The organism is Rhodosalinus sp. 5P4 (genome assembly GCF_041365695.1).
Lineage (GTDB): Bacteria > Pseudomonadota > Alphaproteobacteria > Rhodobacterales > Rhodobacteraceae > Rhodosalinus.
The window spans coordinates 1-14,870 of record NZ_JBGFSJ010000009.1; the positions used below are offsets into that span (position 1 = coordinate 1).

A 14,870-nucleotide genomic window follows, 5' to 3' on the forward strand; every position below is an offset into this window, starting at 1 on the left:
GGGGGGGTTTTCCCCCCCCCCACACCCCCCGAGAGTATTTTCGCCAAGAAGAAGACAGGGGCGCGGCATGGCCCGCGCGGGAGGCAAACCCATGGCCGAGGCCAAAGCCAACACCGAGGACTACCTGCGGATGTATCGCCAGATGGTGCGTATCCGCGCCTTCGAGGACAACGCCAACCAGCTTTATCTCTCGGCCAAGATGCCGGGGCTCACCCACATGTATTCCGGCCAGGAAGCGGTCGCCGTGGGCATCTGCGAGGCGCTGACCGACGAGGACCGGATCACCTCCACCCATCGGGGCCACGGGCATTGCGTGGCCAAGGGCGCCGAGTTCCGCGAGATGTTCTGCGAGCTTCTGGGCCGCGCGGAGGGCTATTGCCGCGGCAAGGGCGGCTCCATGCACATCGCCGACCAGGCCCACGGGAACCTGGGCGCGAACGCGATCGTGGGCGGCTCCATGGGGATCGCCACGGGGGCGGCGCTCAGCGCGAAGCGCCTCGGGCTGGACTTCGTGGCCGTCTGCTTCTTCGGCGACGGGGCCACGGCGCAGGGTCTGTGGTACGAGGTGATGAACATGGCCGCGCTCTGGAAGCTGCCGGTCATCTACGCCTGCGAGAACAACGGGTATTCCGAATACACGAAGACCGAGGAGATCGCGGCGGGCTCGCTCACCGCGCGGGCGGAGGCCTTCGGGATCGAGGCGCACAAGGTGGACGGCCAGGACGTGCTCGCCGTGAACGCTCTGGCGCGCAAGCTCGTGGAGCGCGCCCGCCGCGGCGAGGGGCCCTTCTTCGTCGAGCTCGACACCTACCGCTATCACGGCCACCACGTGGGCGACATCAACCGCGACTACTACCGCTCGAAGGACGAGGAGGCCGCGTGGAAGGAGCGCCGCGACCCGATCGTCAATTTCGGCAAGTGGCTGGAGGCGGAAGGGATCCTCGGCGCGGAAGAGCTCGTCGCGATCAACGACGAGATCCGGACCGAGGCCGAGGCCGCCGTCGCCTACGCGCTCGACGCGAGATACCCCGACGCGGGCGAAGTGGACATGCATGTCTTCGCCGGCGTCGAACACGCCCTGCCCTATATCGACGGAGAGCGGACATGACCCGCGAGATCACGCTTGCCAAGGCCGTGAACGAGGCCATCGCCGAGGAGATGCGCCGCGACCAGACCGTCTTCCTGATGGGCGAGGACGTGGCCGAGGCCGGCACCCCCTTCAAGGTCCTGGCCGGGCTGGTGGACGAGTTCGGCCCCGAACGGGTGATCGACACGCCCATCTCCGAGCCCGGCTTCGTCGGCATGGCGGTGGGGGCGGCGATGACCGGCTCGCGCCCGATCGTGGACCTGATGTTCGGGGATTTCCTCTACCTGGTGATGGACCAGCTCTGCAACCAGGCGGCCAAGACCCATTACATGTCGGGCGGCAAGCTCAAGGTGCCGATGGTGCTGCGCACCAATCTCGGCGCCACGCGGCGCTCGGCCGCCCAGCACTCGCAGTCGCTGCACGCGCTGGTGGCGCATATCCCGGGTCTCAAGGTGGCGATGCCCTCCTCGGCCTACGAGGCCAAGGGTCTCCTGAAGACGGCCATCCGGGACGACAACCCGGTCGTCATCTTCGAGGACAAGCTGATGTACCAGGACAAGGCGGCCGTCCCGGAGGAGGCGTATCTCATCCCCTTCGGCGAGGCGGCGGTGCTCCGGGAGGGGCGCGACATCACCTTGGTGGCGACCTCCTCCATGGTGCAGGTGGCGCAGCAGGCCGCGGAGGCGCTCGCTGCCGAAGGCATCTCGGCCGAGGTGATCGATCCCCGCACGCTGGTGCCCTTCGACGAGGCGACCATCGTGGAGAGCGTGAAGAAGACCTCCCGCGCGATCGTCATCGACGAGGGCCACAGGAATTTCGGGGTGACGGGAGAGATCGCCAGCCGCATCTCGGAAAAGGCGTTCTACCATCTCGATTATCCCGTCCAGCGAATGGGCGCGATGGACGTGCCCGTGCCGTTCAGCCCCGCGCTCGAGGACCTGACCGTGCCCACGCCGGAGGCGGTGGCCCGGCGCGCCGGCGCGGCCGTCAGGGGAGAGCTGGCCGATGCCGCATGAAGTGATCATGCCGGCGCTCGGCATGGCGCAGGACTCGGGCGTCATCGTCGCCTGGCTGAAAAGCCCGGGCGATGAGGTGAAGGCCGGCGACGCGCTGATGGAGGTGGAGACCGACAAGGCCACGATGGAGGTGGAGGCCGCCCATGACGGCTTCCTCGCCGACGTGCGCGCCGCGGAGGGCGCGACCGTGCCCGTGGGCCAGATCGTGGCGCTGATCGCCGAGACGGCGGATGGCGCGGGCGAGGCCCCTGCCCCGGCCGCGCGCACAGAGGACGGGCCGGAGGCCGCCACCGAGGCCGCCGAGCCCGGCGACGAGGCGGCGCTGCCCGAGGGGCACCAGGTCATCATGCCGGCGCTCGGCATGGCGCAGGATTCCGGGATCGTCGTGGCCTGGCTGAAGGACGCGGGCGAGGCGGTGGCAGAGGGCGACGCGCTCCTCGAGGTGGAGACCGACAAGGCCACTATGGAGGTGGAGGCCGACCGGGCGGGCTATCTCGCCGCGATCCTCGCCGAGGAGCGCGACGACGTGCCGGTCGGACAGGTCATCGCCGTGATCTCGGCGGAGGCGCCGGCGACCCCGGTCCGCCGCGCGATGTCCACCGCACCCGCCCCGGCGCGGCAAGAGGCCGCCACGGCGCAGCCGGACGCGGCGCCGGACAAGGGCGCCGAGCGTCCCGCGCCGCCCGCGCCCCGCCCCAAAGGGCCTGCGACAGCCGCCGCCCCGGCGGGGCGCATCCTCGCCTCGCCGAAGGCGCGCAGGCTCGCCGCCGAAGAGGGGCTGGACCTCGCCCGTCTCGCGGCGGCGGGATACCCCCAGCCCTTCCACGTCGCGGACCTGGAGACGCTCCGCGCCCTGCCGAAATCCGCCGCGCCCGCCGCGGCGCCTGCGGGCGGCGAGGTCGGGGTGATCTCGGCCGAGATCGACGCCGCCGCCTATGACGACTTCCGCGCCTGGCTGGCCACGGCGACCGACACGTCCCCGGGCGGGCCGCGCCTGCTCGCGGCCTTCGCGGCCGGGGCGATGCGCGCGGCCCTCGGCGCGGAAGGACCGCTGACGATCGCGGCAGGGGCGCTCGGCGCGCCTGCCGCGATGGACGATCCGGACCTCGCGCCGCTCTCGGCCGAGCCCGCGCCGTCGGAGGCTTCGCCGGCGCTCATCCTCCGCGACCTGACGGGCACCGCGCTCACCGCCGTGAAACCCGCCGCCGCGCATGTTCCCCGGCTCACCGTCACCCGCAGGGGCGACACACTCGCCCTGCATCTGGCCCACGACGCCGCCGCGCTGCCGGAAGAGGCCGCGCTCGCCCTCGTCGCGGGCCTCGCCGACCGGCTCTCCGAGCCGCTGCGGCACCTGCTCTGACACGGGAGACCCCAATGACCAAGCTCGACCGGATCTTCGAGACCCTGCCCACCGATCTCTTCATCGGCGGCGACTGGCGCCCGGGCGCCGAAGCCGCGCGCTTCGACGTGATCAACCCCGCCGACGAGACCGTGCTCGCCTCCGTCGCCTCGGCCACGGCGGTGGATGCCGACGCGGCGCTCGACGCGGCCGAGGCCGCCTTCGCCGACTGGGCCGCCGCCAAGCCGCGCGAGCGCGCCGAGGTGCTGCGCCGGGCGTGGGAGCTGATGACCGCGCGGCTGGAGGATTTCGCCCGCCTCATCACGCTGGAGAACGGCAAGGCCCACGCCGACGCGATGGGCGAGGCCACTTATGCCGCCGAGTTCTTCCGCTGGTTCGCCGAGGAAGCCGTGCGCGCCGACGGGCTCGTCACCCGCGGGCCCTCGACCGGCGCGCGGATCGTGGTGCAGCACAAGCCCGCGGGCATCGCCGTCCTGGTCACGCCCTGGAATTACCCGGCGGCCATGGGCACGCGGAAGATCGCCCCCGCCCTGGCGGCGGGTTGCCCCGTAATCATCAAACCGGCCTCCGAGACGCCGCTCACCATGCTCGCCCTCATGCCGCTTCTGGAGGAGGCGGGCGTGCCCAGGGGCCTCGTCAACGTGCTGCCCTCGCGCCGGAGCGGTGCGCTGGTGGATCACCTGATGCACGACCCGCGGGTGCGCGTGATTTCCTTCACCGGCTCGACGCAAGTGGGCCGCAAGCTTCTCCACGGCGCGGCGGACCAGGTCCTGAAGCCCGCGATGGAACTCGGCGGCAACGCCCCGCTCATCGTCTTCGAGGACGCCGATCTCGACCAGGCGGTCGAGGGCGCGATGCTCGCCAAGATGCGCAACCTCGGCGAGGCCTGCACCGCGGCGAACCGCTTCTACGTCCACGAGGCGGTGGCGGAAGAGTTCGCAAGGAAGATGACCGAGGCGATGGGCGCCCTGAAACTCGGCGACGGGCGGGAGGAGGGCGTGGACGTGGGCCCCCTCGTCAACGCCGACACGCGCGACAAGGTGCACGCCTTCGTGGAGGACGCCGTCGCCAAGGGCGCCCGGCTGCGCCTCGGCGGGCGCCTTCCCGGCGGCAAGGGCTTCTACTACCCGCCCACGGTGCTGACGGACGTCCCCGAGACGGCCGACTGCGTAAGGGACGAGATCTTCGGCCCGGTCGTCGCGATGCAGACCTTCACCGACACCGAGGACGTGATCCGGCGCGCCAACGACACGGAATACGGCCTCGTGGCCTACGTGTTCTCGGGCGATTTCCGGCGTGGCCTCCAGGTCTCCGAGAGGCTCGATTACGGTATGGTGGGGCTCAACCGGGGTCTCGTCTCGGACCCGGCGGCGCCCTTCGGCGGCACGAAGCAGTCCGGCCTCGGGCGCGAGGGCGGCCATGAGGGGATGCACGAGTTCATGGAAACCCAGTACATCTCGGCGGAGTGGTGAGATGGCCGACGTGATCGCCAGCCCCTCCGTCCGCAAGCGCGCCGCCGAGCGGGGCGTGGACCTCGCAGCGCTCGCCCGCGATCTCGGCCGCGAGACGATCGCGCAGGAGGATGTGACGGGTGCCGCCGGGCCGGCCGCGGCCGCCCCTGCCGCCGACACGAGCTACTGGGAGGTGGACCACGCCGCCTGGGGCCCTGTGCGCGAGGCGCCCATGAGCCGCTTCGCCCGCGTCGCCGCCCAGAACCTCGCCGCGGCGCAGGCGCTCATCCCCGCCGTCACCCATCATGACCGGGCCGAGCTCACCGCCGTCGAGGCGTTCCGCGCCCGGGTCAGGGACGAGGCGCGCGCCGAGGGCGTCCGGCTCACCACGCTCGCCTTCCACGTCAAGGCGCTGGCGCGCTGCCTGCGCGACTTCGAGCGCTTCAACGCCTCGCTGTCCGCCGACGGCGAGACGCTGATCCTGAAGGATTACGTGCATGTGGGCATCGCCGTGGACACGGTCCACGGGCTCATGGTGCCGGTGATCCGCGACGCCGACCGCAAGGGGCTCTTGCGCATCGCCGCGGAGATCGGAGACCTCGCCGCCCGCGCGCAGGCCCGCAAGATCCGCCCCGACGAGATGGGCGGCGCGTCCATGACGATCTCCAACCTGGGCGGCATCGGCGGCACCGCCTTCACCCCGATCGTGAACCCGCCCGAGCTCGCGATCCTCGGCATCACGCGCACCGAGACGGTGCCCGTCTGGGACGGCGAGGCTTTCCGCCCCGTTCCCATGGCCCCGCTCGATCTGAGTTACGATCACCGCGTCATCAACGGGGCGGACGCCGCGCGGTTCCTCGCCGCCCATGCCGGCTACCTTGCCGATCCGCGCCGGATGCTGGTCTAGCCCCGTAGATATCAGCCGGGCGGGCAGGACTGCCCCCGTCACCCTTGCCCGCCGCGGCCGCCGCCCGACGACTGCGACCCCGCCCTTCCCCGGATGCGGCCTCCTCGGGCGGCGAAGCCCGACGATCGAAGGTACCGCAAGGGCGCTGGCGGGCGGGCGAACTGTCGGGTCTCCGAGCCAGAATCCTGGTGCCGAGGACCGAAGGCAGCCCGATCGGACCGTCTAAGCGCGAGGACCACCGTTCGGTCGCGCAGCGTGGAACCGGGCGTCACGCTGCTCCACGGCCGGAGGCCACCCGAGCCAAGGAATTGCCCAATCCGCCCTTGCCACCTGCCGGACCTCCCGGTAGACGAACAGGTGGAGACGTGGCCGAGTGGTCGAAGGCGCTCCCCTGCTAAGGGAGTAGACGGGAAACCGTCTCGAGGGTTCGAATCCCTTCGTCTCCGCCACCATCACCCTTTCGAACCCGTTCAAGCCGCCCGCCCGAGGCGGAATTTCCCCTGTTTTCAAAGGGGTTTGCCGGATGGGTGCGAACCGCTGAGACGCGGGTGCGCAGCGATTTCAGTCTCTGAATGGCCTCTCGTCTCTGGTCGGGCGAACCGCGTCGATTCCGGTTCGGTCGAAAATTTCCTCTCTTTTCCAATGGCCTGACTCGCTGCGCCGCCAAAACTGCGCGTCCTGTTTCCATCGCTATCGAGCGAGACAGAGACCGAACATGCAGGAGGCGCAGCGGATGACCGAGCCCGCGGAGAGCCTTGATCTCGACAGGCTCTGCCAGCTGCGCGGCGAAATCGCGCTGAAGGTCGGCGGCGACACGCATTTCCGCTCGGCCCACCAACCGATCCGGGTTCCCGGAACCGTCTATCACAAGGGCGGGCTCACCCGGCTCTACGCCCACGCCGCCGCCTGGATCGCCGGGGCCGACCGATGGTCGGAGGCGCGCTGGCAGGACCTGGAGCGGCAACTTTCGGTGGAGACGCCCGCGGCGGACGGCGAGGCGCCGGCCCGGCCCGCGCCCGGCGGCGCGGCGGCGCGGCGGCAGACGCGGCGATCGAGTTACATGGGGTGAGGCTCAACCCGTCAGGGTGCGCTGAACGATACTCGGATCCTTGTCGATCAGCGCAAGCAGGACGCGGGCCGGCCCCTCTGGCGAACGCCGGTGCTGTTCCCAGTTCAGAAGCGTGGACTTCTTCACGCCGATGCTCCGGGCAAATTCGGCCTGCGACAGGCCGGTGCGGGCGCGGATGGCCTGGACGTCCGCGTCGGGGATATCGATCTCGTGGATCGTGACCGCCCCTTCGCCTTGGGCATGGGCAATGGCCTCCTTGAGGCCCTGTTCGATGCTCTTGAATGCGTCGCTCATCTTGCGCTCCTGTAGCTGTCGGCCAGCAGTTTGCCGAGAGACTTGACCGTTTCCGTTTCCGCCCGGGTCAGATTGGCCTTTTCGTTCTTGGCGAAGACGGTGATCAGAAAGACCGGAATGCCAACGTCGCCGCCGTAAAAGTGAATGACACGATATCCGCCGCTCTTGCCGCCCCCGTCGCGCGCAAAGCGCACCTTTCGCACGCCACCGCCAAGCGAGACCCCGGTTGTGGGGTTGCGGGCGATGTAATCGATCAGCGCCATCCGTTCCTCGTCGCTCATGATGGCGCGGGCGCGGCGCTGGAACTCGGGCGTCTCGGCGACAGTCACGATGGTCATACCTGCATGTATGCGCCAATGGCGCATATGTCAATGACGCACCCAAGGGATTGCTCATGTCCGATCCTGCAACCCTCCGCGCTCGCCGCGACGCGCTCTCGGCGCAGCGGTCCTCGGGCGTGGCGCGGGTCAGCTATGACGGCAAGACCGTGGAGTATCGCAGCGTGGCCGAGATCGACCGGGCGATCGAGGCGCTGGACCGCGAGATTGCCGCGGCGGAGGGCCGGCGGATCGTGCGGCAGCTGCGCGTGACGACGACGAAGGGGCTGTGATCCATGGGGCTGTTCGACCGGTTTCGCCGCCCGCCCACTGGCGGCCCCGCTGCCGTGCGCGCCCGTCTCGAGGGCGCCATGGCGAAGCGCCGGCTGCGCGGCTGGAACCCGCCGGTCGAGAACATCAATGCGCTGGTCACCTCGGGTGGCCCGCGGCTGCTGGCACGGTCCCGCGAGCTGGTCGTGACCAACGGCTATGCCGCCAATGCCTGCGAAGCCTTCGCCGCAAACCTCGTCGGCGAGGGGATCAAGCCGTCCTCGCTCATCGGAGACGCGGATCTCCGCGACCGGGTTCAGCGGCTCTGGCTCGCCTGGACCGACGAGGCCGACGCGGATGGGCTGACCGACTTCTACGGCCTGCAGGCCATGGTGGCCCGCGAGATGTTCGTCGCGGGCGAGTGCTTCGTCCGGCTGCGCCCGCGCCGTGCCGAGGACGGGCTGCTGGTCCCGCTGCAACTGCAGCTGCTCCAGTCCGAGATGCTGCCCCTCGAGAAGACCGAGACGGCGGCGAACGGCAACCGCATCCGCTGCGGGATCGAGTTCGACGGGATCGGGCGGCGGGTGGCCTACCACTTCCGCCGCCGGCATCCGGGTGACAGCACCGACCAGGGAGCTGTCATCCCGGAGACCGTGCGCGTGCCTGCGGCGGACGTGCTCCACATCTACCGTCCCATCGACGCGGGCCAGATCCGGGGGCTGCCGCATATCGCGCCGGCGATGGTGCGGCTGTTCCTGCTCGACCAGTACGACGACGCAGAGCTCGACCGGAAGAAGACCGCGGCGATGTTCGCGGGCTTCATCACCAAGACCGCGCCGGAAGAGCCGATGATGGGCACGGAGGAGTCTGAGGCCGACGGCGCGGCCATCGCCAGCCTGGAGCCCGGCACCCTGCAGGTGCTGCTGCCCGGCGAGGACGTGAAGTTCTCCAGTCCCGCGGATGTGGGCAGCAGCTACGAGGCGTTCCAGTACCGCACGCTGCTCGGCGTCTCGGCCTCGCTCGGGCTGCCCTATCACCTGGTCACCGGCGATGTGCGCCAAGCGAACTATTCGAGCCTGCGGGCCGAGCTCGTGGAGTTCCGCCGGCGGGTGCAGCAGCTGCAGCACGGGGTGATCGCGCATCAGCTCTGCCGGCCTGTCTGGACGCGCTGGCTGGAGACCGCGCAGCTCGCCGGCCGGCTGGATCTGTCCGACCCGACAGCGGCGCGCATGGTGCAATGGATTCCGCCCCGCTGGGACTGGGTCGATCCCTTGAAGGACATCCAGGCGCAGGTGCTGGCTATGGAGGCCGGCATCACCTCGCGGCGCAAGGTGGTCGAGGCGACCGGCTACGATGTCTAGGAAGTCGACCGCGAGAACGCCGCCGACGCCGCGCGCGCGACAGGTCTCGGCCTGCGCTACCGCACGAGTCCCGGCGAGACGCAGGGCGCCCGCGCGACGCCTGCAACGCGGGCCGAGCCCGGCAATGGCGCCGGCAACGATACGGACGACGGCGCCGCGGCGACCGATCCGGCCACCGAACAGGAGTGACGACATGGCAAGCTGGTATGCGATCCGCGCCCGGGGGACCGGTGCGGAAGTGGCGATCTATGACGAGATTGGCGCCTACGGGGTCTCGGCGAAGGGTTTTCTGGCCGAACTGGGCACGTTGCCCGAGGGCACGCCCGTCGATCTGCGGCTGAACAGTCCCGGTGGGTCCGTCTTCGACGCGGTCGCGATCCACAACGCGATCAACCGGCACGCGGGCACGGTCACCGTCTGGATCGACGGCATCGCCGCTTCGGCGGCGAGCTACATCGCGATGGCCGGCGACGAGATCGTCATGCCGGAAAACACCTTCCTGATGATCCACGATCCCTCCGGCCTCGTGATGGGCACGGCCGGGGACATGCGCGACATGGCCGGCACGCTGGACAAGATCGCGGCCGGCATGACGCGCGGCTACGCCGCCCGCTCCGGCAAGACCGAGGACGAGATCGCGGCGCTGATGGCGGCGGAGACATGGTTCGATGCCGCCGAGGCGCTGGAGGCCGGGCTTGCCACGCAGCTGGCCGAGCCCGTGCGCATCGCCGCCAGCTTCGACATCGCCCGCTTCCGGAACGCGCCGCCCGAGCTGGTGGAAGCGGTGGAGACCGCCGATTCGGAAGACGCCACGACGCGAGCCGAAATCGTTGAAGACGCCAACGATGTCGCGCCGGCGCCGCCGCCCGAGCCCACACCCCAGCCCGAGGCGCACCATCCGGACGGCACGGCGGCAGCTGCCAGCACGGGCCCGGACGCGGCTGCCATCCGCGCCGAGGCCATCGCCCATGCGAGGGCCGTCATCGATCTCTGCCGCCTTGCCGGCCATGCGCAGATGGCCGGTCGCTTCCTTGAACAGGACGCGAGCCTCGACGAGGTGCGCGCCGCGCTCCTCGCCGCCAAGGCCGAGGCCGAGCCCGAGATCGCGCCCCATCACCCGCAGCCCGGCCGTTCCTCGGCCGCGCGCCCCTGGGGCGAGATCGTCGCCCGCACCTTCAAACTGAAAGGATGACACCATGACCACGCTGGTCGAAGGCACGCACCCCGGCGGCTTCCTCGTCTGGGAAGCCTTCCGCGACTACACCCGCGAGACGATCACCGTCGCCGCGGGCACGCTCGAGCCCGGTACGGTGCTGGGCAAGATCACGGCCTCAGGCAAATACGCCGCGCACGATCCGAATGCCACCGACGGCACCGAGACCGCTGTCGCGGTGCTCTGGGGCAAGGCCGATGCGTCGGGTGGCGACGCCCCGGCCGGCGCCGTCGTCCGCGGTCCCGCCATCGTCAACCGGCACGATCTCGTCTTTGCCGGCACGCCGAGCGATCCCGAGATCGCCGCCGCCCACGCAGCACTTGTCGCCGCGGGCATCCTCGTCCGCTGACCGCGCACCCCACAACCATCCCTGACCCGGAGGCATCAACATGGCCACCATGGACATCTTCGAAGGCGATGCCTTCACCATCGTCGAGCTCACCCGCGCGCTCGAGAACATCCCCTACAAGCCCGCCATCCTGTCGGGCACCAACCTCTTCGGCGCCCGCGGGGTGCGCAGCCGCACGGTCATGATCGAAAGCCGCGACGGCACGCTCTCGCTGATCCCGTTCTCCGAGCGCGGCTCGGCCTACGAGTCCCAGATCCCCGAGCGCCGCGAGATGCGCGCCTTCGTCTGCCGCCAGTTCAAGAAGCAGGACGTGCTCTGGGCTTCGGAGATCCAGTCCAAGGGCACCACCAGCATCGGCGCGGCGTCGCTGGTCTGGTCGAAGGCCCCCGCCATCCTCGGCGCGCACGATACCGGCCCGCTGATCCGCTCGAAGACCGGCTTCTGGCTCGCGATCCCCACGCCCGCCGCCGGCCGCGGCCTCCGCGGCGGCAAGATCACCCCCGGCGAATGGGAGCGCCGCCGCGGCCTGCGCCTGCGCTTCGTCTACCGTCGTCGTGGGCCGAGCCTGCTCGTCGCCGACCGCGCCCGCATCAACAAGCGGGGCCAGGCGGTGGCGTCGCGCGCGAAAACGGGGCGCAACCAGGTCACCGCGCCGATCTTCCTGCTGGTGCCTCAGGTCAAGCTGCCGAAGCGGCTCGACCTCGACCGCGACGCCGAGCGCGCGCACGACAGCGTGCCGGGGCTGATCCTGGCAAACTGGGTGGAACGTCGGGTTCGCTGAAGGCTGCTGGTGGTCGTGGTAGCTGAAAATACGTGCGCAAGATCTCACGCAGCACATTGTTGCTAGGGAATGGCAGAGATCGTCAGGAACGCGAAGAAGATCACAAGATGAATGCCCCCCTGAAGCACGGTCGTCCGACCTGTGGCCAGTGTCAGCGTCGCCATGAACAATGAGAGGAGCAGCAACACCATATGCTCGGCCTCGAGCCCAAGGATCAGCGTCTGGCCCATGGCGATCGACAGGATTGCGACGGTCGGGATGGTCAGGCACAGGCTGGCCAGTGCCGATCCGAGGGCGAGGTTGATGCTGGTCTGTAGCCGGTTCGATCGCGCGGCCCGCAAGGAGGCCACACCCTCGGGCATGAGCACGATCAACGCGATAAGAACGCCGATCAGAGCTTCAGGAAAGCCCGATCCGACGATGGCATCGCCCACTGGATGCGCCAGGACTTCGGCCAGCAGAACGACCGCAAGCAGCGAGAGCGGCAGGAGGACGAGGGCGATCAGAAAGGTGCGCCGGTCCGGTGGCGCATGATGCTCGTCGTCCTCGTCGAGTTCGAGGAAGGAGTCCTTGTGCCTGACCGTCTGCACATAAAGAAACAGGCCGTAGAGCGCGAGGGAGACCACTGCCACGAAAGCCAGCTGAGCAGGTGCATAGACCGGTCCGGGAACCGTCGTCGTGTAGTTCGGCAGCACGAGACCGAGAACCGCCAGCGTGCCAAGCACCCCAAGGGCTGCACTCGCGCTCCCGGCCTGAAAACTCTGCTCATGGAACCGGAGACCGCCAACAAGAAGGCACATCCCGACAATGCCGTTCAGAACGATCATGATGGCCGCGAAGACGGTGTCGCGGGCGATGCTGCTGTCGGCCTCTGGCGACGAGAGGAGCATCGACACGATCAGCGAGACCTCGATCACGGTGACTGCAAGAGCCAGAAGGATGGACCCGAAAGGCTGGCCGATCCGAAGGGCCACGGTCTCGGCATGATGCACAGCTGCGAAGACGGCGGCGAAAAGAACGGGAACCGCGACCACGAAGACCGCGACCGGGAATTGGCCGTGCAGAACGATGGTCCCGGCAGCGCCCATAACAATGGCGACAGTCGGCGCGGCCCACGACCACCACGGTGTTCCGGAATTGGCTGACACGACGACGTACCTCCGCAAGATTTCTTGGCCCATCAAGCTTTCGCAAGACGCCGTGTTCGCCGTCCCATAAACGCGCAGTTCCCACGAGTCGATCTGGGAATGTGTTCCGGCACCGCCCAATACGTCCGACGGCGCCGGCCAAGGTTCGACCGATCCAGTCCGGATTGAGTTCGGCCCGAGTGTATCGTTCAGCCTTTCGACAAGTGGTCGCATATGCCCACGCCCCGCGAAACCATCCTTGCCGCGCTGCATGCGCGGCTCTTGGCGCTGCCCGCCACGGCCCTGCGCGGCGAGGTGCTGCCCGAGCGCGTCCCGGCTGGCGGCCTGCTGATCCTGCGCGACGGCGAGCCGGGGGAGCCCGAGGTGACGTTGTCGCCGCTCGCCTACCACTACCGGCACCGGACCGAGATCGAGGCGGTCGTGCAGGGCGCCGACCGTGACGCCGCATTCGACACGCTGACAGCCAGTATCGGCACGGCGCTCGCGGCCGACCGGACGCTGGGCGGACTGTGCGACTGGGTCGAGGCGGAGGCGCCGCGGCCGGTCGATTTGGCCGTAGAGGGCGCGGCGAGCCTGAAGGCGGCGACCATTTCGGTGGTGCTGCACTACACGACGGACGACCCGCTGAGCTGAGCGCGGCGCCCACGACACCGGGGGCACTCCCCGTAACCCCACCACTGACCCACCGGCCCGCGGACCCGCTCCGCGGGCCGTTCCTTTCTGCGAGAAGAGACCACCATGGCACGATCCCTTGGGGCGCGGGCGCGGCTGGCGCTCGGCTTCGAGACCATCTACGGCTCGCCGCCCGCCAGCGGCTTCATCCGCATTCCGTTCGCGCCGGGGCTGACCGTCGTCGCCGAACAGCCGCTGCTCGACTCCGAGCTGCTGGGCTACGGCCGCGATCCGCTGGCCCCGGTCAAGGACGCGATCACGGCCGATGGCGACGTGGTGGTCCCGATCGACGCGGAGGCCTGGGGCCACTGGCTCAAGGCCGCCTTCGGGGCGCCCGCGACCAGCGGCACCGGGCCCTACACCCACGAATTCCAGTCGGGCGCCTGGGACCTGCCCAGCTTCGCGCTGGAGAAGGGCCTTCCGGAGGTGCCGCATTACGCCATGTATCCCGGCTGCCGGGTGGGCGCACACGCACCAGCGCGAGTATCTGCGCGCGAATGTCGAGGGCGGCGAGCGGTTCGATTGGTTCTACGCCTCGGCGGCGGATCGTGACGCTCAGGTCCGGACGCCTGTCGAGGACGGGGCCTACGGCAAGCCTTGGGTGTTCCGCCCGAAGGACATCCGCTCCTGGTGGTCGAACCAGCATTTCGACCGGCCGGGCGGCGTCGAGAGCTCGACGCCTACCGCCTGGGTGCCGCGGTCGAAGCCGCTGCGCTTCACCGAGATCGGCTGCGCGGCGGTGGATCGCGGGGCCAACGAGCCCAATGCCTTCTACGATCCGAAATCCGCGGACGGGCGCCTGCCCTATTTCTCGCGCGGGTGGCGGGATGACGCCATGCAGCGGGCGTTCCTCGAGGCGGCGCTGGGCTATTGGCGGGACAATAATCCGCAGTCGGACGTCTACGGGGGTCCGATGCTCGATCTCGGCGAATGCGCGCTCTGGACCTGGGACGCGCGGCCGTTTCCGGAGTTCCCCGCGCAGGCGTCGATCTGGTCGGATCGGGAAAACTGGCGCCTCGGGCATTGGCTGACCGGCCGGGCGGGCGTGGCGGATCTGCGGGCGATGGTGCGGCAGATCGCGTCGGCGGACTGCATCCACGGCGATTTCCTCAACGTCTCGGAGCTTTGGCAGTGCTGCGACGGCTTCGTGATCACCGCGGTGGAAAGCCCGCGGGCCTCGCTCGGCCGGCTCGCGCGGTTCTTCGGCTTCGATGCGGTCGAGAGCGGCGGAAAGCTGCGTTTTGTCGAGCGCGGCTCGGATCCGGTCGCGCGGATCTCGCTCGACGGGCTCGTGGCATCCGGCGAGGTCGATGGCGACGTGCTCGAGATCACGCGGGGCCAGGAGACCGAGCTTCCCGGTGTCCTGCGCTGGACCATCGCGCGCGCCGACGAGGCGTATGACGGGGCGACGGTCGAGGCGGCGCGGATTGTGGGGCAGAGCGAGCAGGTCAGCGTCGAGCGGTTCGCGCTGGCGTCGGCGCCCGATGCCCTTCTTGGCCTCGGCAAGGATGCGGTCGCGCTCGCCCTTCCAGGCTCAGGACCCATTGATTTCAGTCTAAGGGCATGATTCACCGC

General features: G+C 69.7%; 16 protein-coding genes, 1 tRNA gene and 1 pseudogene. 15 read left to right on the forward strand and 3 right to left on the reverse strand.

Annotation, left to right across the window (positions count from 1 at the left end):
• The first annotated feature begins 91 nt into the window (after positions 1–91).
• The 7 genes from AB6A69_RS15160 to AB6A69_RS15190 all read left to right on the forward strand — a co-directional run bounded on the left by AB6A69_RS15160 (position 92) and on the right by AB6A69_RS15190 (position 6,890).
• Positions 92–1,108 (forward strand): thiamine pyrophosphate-dependent dehydrogenase E1 component subunit alpha, encoded by a 1,017-nt coding sequence (locus AB6A69_RS15160; protein WP_371061401.1) that lies wholly within the window; start codon positions 92–94, stop codon positions 1,106–1,108.
• Positions 1,105–2,103 carry an alpha-ketoacid dehydrogenase subunit beta gene (locus tag AB6A69_RS15165; RefSeq protein ID WP_371061402.1) on the forward strand — a complete coding sequence of 333 codons (999 nt, stop codon included), beginning with the start codon at positions 1,105–1,107 and terminating at the stop codon, positions 2,101–2,103. Before AB6A69_RS15160 ends, AB6A69_RS15165 begins: the two co-directional genes overlap by 4 nt.
• Positions 2,093–3,463: a biotin/lipoyl-containing protein gene (locus AB6A69_RS15170; RefSeq protein WP_371061403.1), complete on the forward strand. Its 1,371-nt coding sequence runs from the start codon at positions 2,093–2,095 to the stop codon at positions 3,461–3,463. Before AB6A69_RS15165 ends, AB6A69_RS15170 begins: the two co-directional genes overlap by 11 nt.
• Positions 3,464–3,477: 14 nt before the next feature.
• Entirely contained in the window at positions 3,478–4,935 is a 1,458-nt protein-coding gene (locus AB6A69_RS15175) for an NAD-dependent succinate-semialdehyde dehydrogenase (protein WP_371061404.1), read from the forward strand.
• Between the two features lies 1 nt (position 4,936).
• Entirely contained in the window at positions 4,937–5,821 is an 885-nt protein-coding gene (locus AB6A69_RS15180) for a 2-oxo acid dehydrogenase subunit E2 (protein WP_371061405.1), read from the forward strand.
• Between the two features lie 359 nt (positions 5,822–6,180).
• Positions 6,181–6,270, forward strand: a tRNA-Ser gene (locus tag AB6A69_RS15185).
• Positions 6,271–6,554: 284 nt separating this feature from the next.
• Positions 6,555–6,890 (forward strand): hypothetical protein, encoded by a 336-nt coding sequence (locus AB6A69_RS15190; protein WP_371061406.1) that lies wholly within the window; start codon positions 6,555–6,557, stop codon positions 6,888–6,890.
• A 3-nt stretch (positions 6,891–6,893) separates the two neighbouring features.
• On the opposite strand, the gene AB6A69_RS15195 is transcribed toward AB6A69_RS15190, so the two are convergent.
• Positions 6,894–7,184 (reverse strand): helix-turn-helix domain-containing protein, encoded by a 291-nt coding sequence (locus tag AB6A69_RS15195; RefSeq protein WP_371056887.1) that lies wholly within the window; start codon positions 7,182–7,184, stop codon positions 6,894–6,896.
• Positions 7,181–7,522: a type II toxin-antitoxin system RelE/ParE family toxin gene (locus AB6A69_RS15200; protein ID WP_371061407.1), complete on the reverse strand. Its 342-nt coding sequence runs from the start codon at positions 7,520–7,522 to the stop codon at positions 7,181–7,183. The genes AB6A69_RS15195 and AB6A69_RS15200 overlap by 4 nt, the downstream gene beginning before the upstream one ends.
• Before the next feature lie 56 nt (positions 7,523–7,578).
• Here AB6A69_RS15200 and AB6A69_RS15205 point away from each other — a divergent pair, with 56 nt between their 5' ends.
• From AB6A69_RS15205 to AB6A69_RS15225, 5 genes are all read left to right on the forward strand, one after another.
• Entirely contained in the window at positions 7,579–7,794 is a 216-nt protein-coding gene (locus tag AB6A69_RS15205) for a phage head-tail joining protein (protein ID WP_371061408.1), read from the forward strand.
• Between the two features lie 3 nt (positions 7,795–7,797).
• Positions 7,798–9,132, forward strand: coding sequence for a phage portal protein (locus tag AB6A69_RS15210; RefSeq protein ID WP_371061409.1), 1,335 nt, complete (start codon positions 7,798–7,800; stop codon positions 9,130–9,132).
• Between the two features lie 193 nt (positions 9,133–9,325).
• Positions 9,326–10,324, forward strand: coding sequence for a head maturation protease, ClpP-related (locus tag AB6A69_RS15215; protein WP_371061410.1), 999 nt, complete (start codon positions 9,326–9,328; stop codon positions 10,322–10,324).
• Positions 10,325–10,328: 4 nt separating this feature from the next.
• Positions 10,329–10,694 carry a head decoration protein gene (locus AB6A69_RS15220; protein ID WP_371061411.1) on the forward strand — a complete coding sequence of 122 codons (366 nt, stop codon included), beginning with the start codon at positions 10,329–10,331 and terminating at the stop codon, positions 10,692–10,694.
• A gap of 40 nt (positions 10,695–10,734) precedes the next feature.
• Positions 10,735–11,475, forward strand: coding sequence for a DUF6441 family protein (locus tag AB6A69_RS15225; RefSeq protein ID WP_371061412.1), 741 nt, complete (start codon positions 10,735–10,737; stop codon positions 11,473–11,475).
• Between the two features lie 62 nt (positions 11,476–11,537).
• On the opposite strand, the gene AB6A69_RS15230 is transcribed toward AB6A69_RS15225, so the two are convergent.
• On the reverse strand, positions 11,538–12,656 hold the full coding sequence (locus AB6A69_RS15230) for a calcium:proton antiporter (protein WP_371061413.1): 1,119 nt from the start codon (positions 12,654–12,656) through the stop codon (positions 11,538–11,540).
• Between the two features lie 180 nt (positions 12,657–12,836).
• Between AB6A69_RS15230 and AB6A69_RS15235 the strand changes: the two genes are divergently transcribed.
• The 3 genes and pseudogenes from AB6A69_RS15235 (at position 12,837) to AB6A69_RS15245 (ending at position 14,862) form a co-directional block, all read left to right on the forward strand.
• A complete protein-coding gene (locus tag AB6A69_RS15235; protein ID WP_371061414.1) occupies positions 12,837–13,256 on the forward strand; it encodes an acyl-CoA transferase in 420 nt (139 codons plus the stop codon).
• Positions 13,257–13,361: 105 nt separating this feature from the next.
• Positions 13,362–13,751: pseudogene (locus AB6A69_RS15240) on the forward strand (phage tail tube protein); the annotation flags it as partial.
• A gap of 31 nt (positions 13,752–13,782) precedes the next feature.
• On the forward strand, positions 13,783–14,862 hold the full coding sequence (locus AB6A69_RS15245) for a glycoside hydrolase TIM-barrel-like domain-containing protein (protein ID WP_371061493.1): 1,080 nt from the start codon (positions 13,783–13,785) through the stop codon (positions 14,860–14,862).
• Positions 14,863–14,870: the final 8 nt, after the last annotated feature.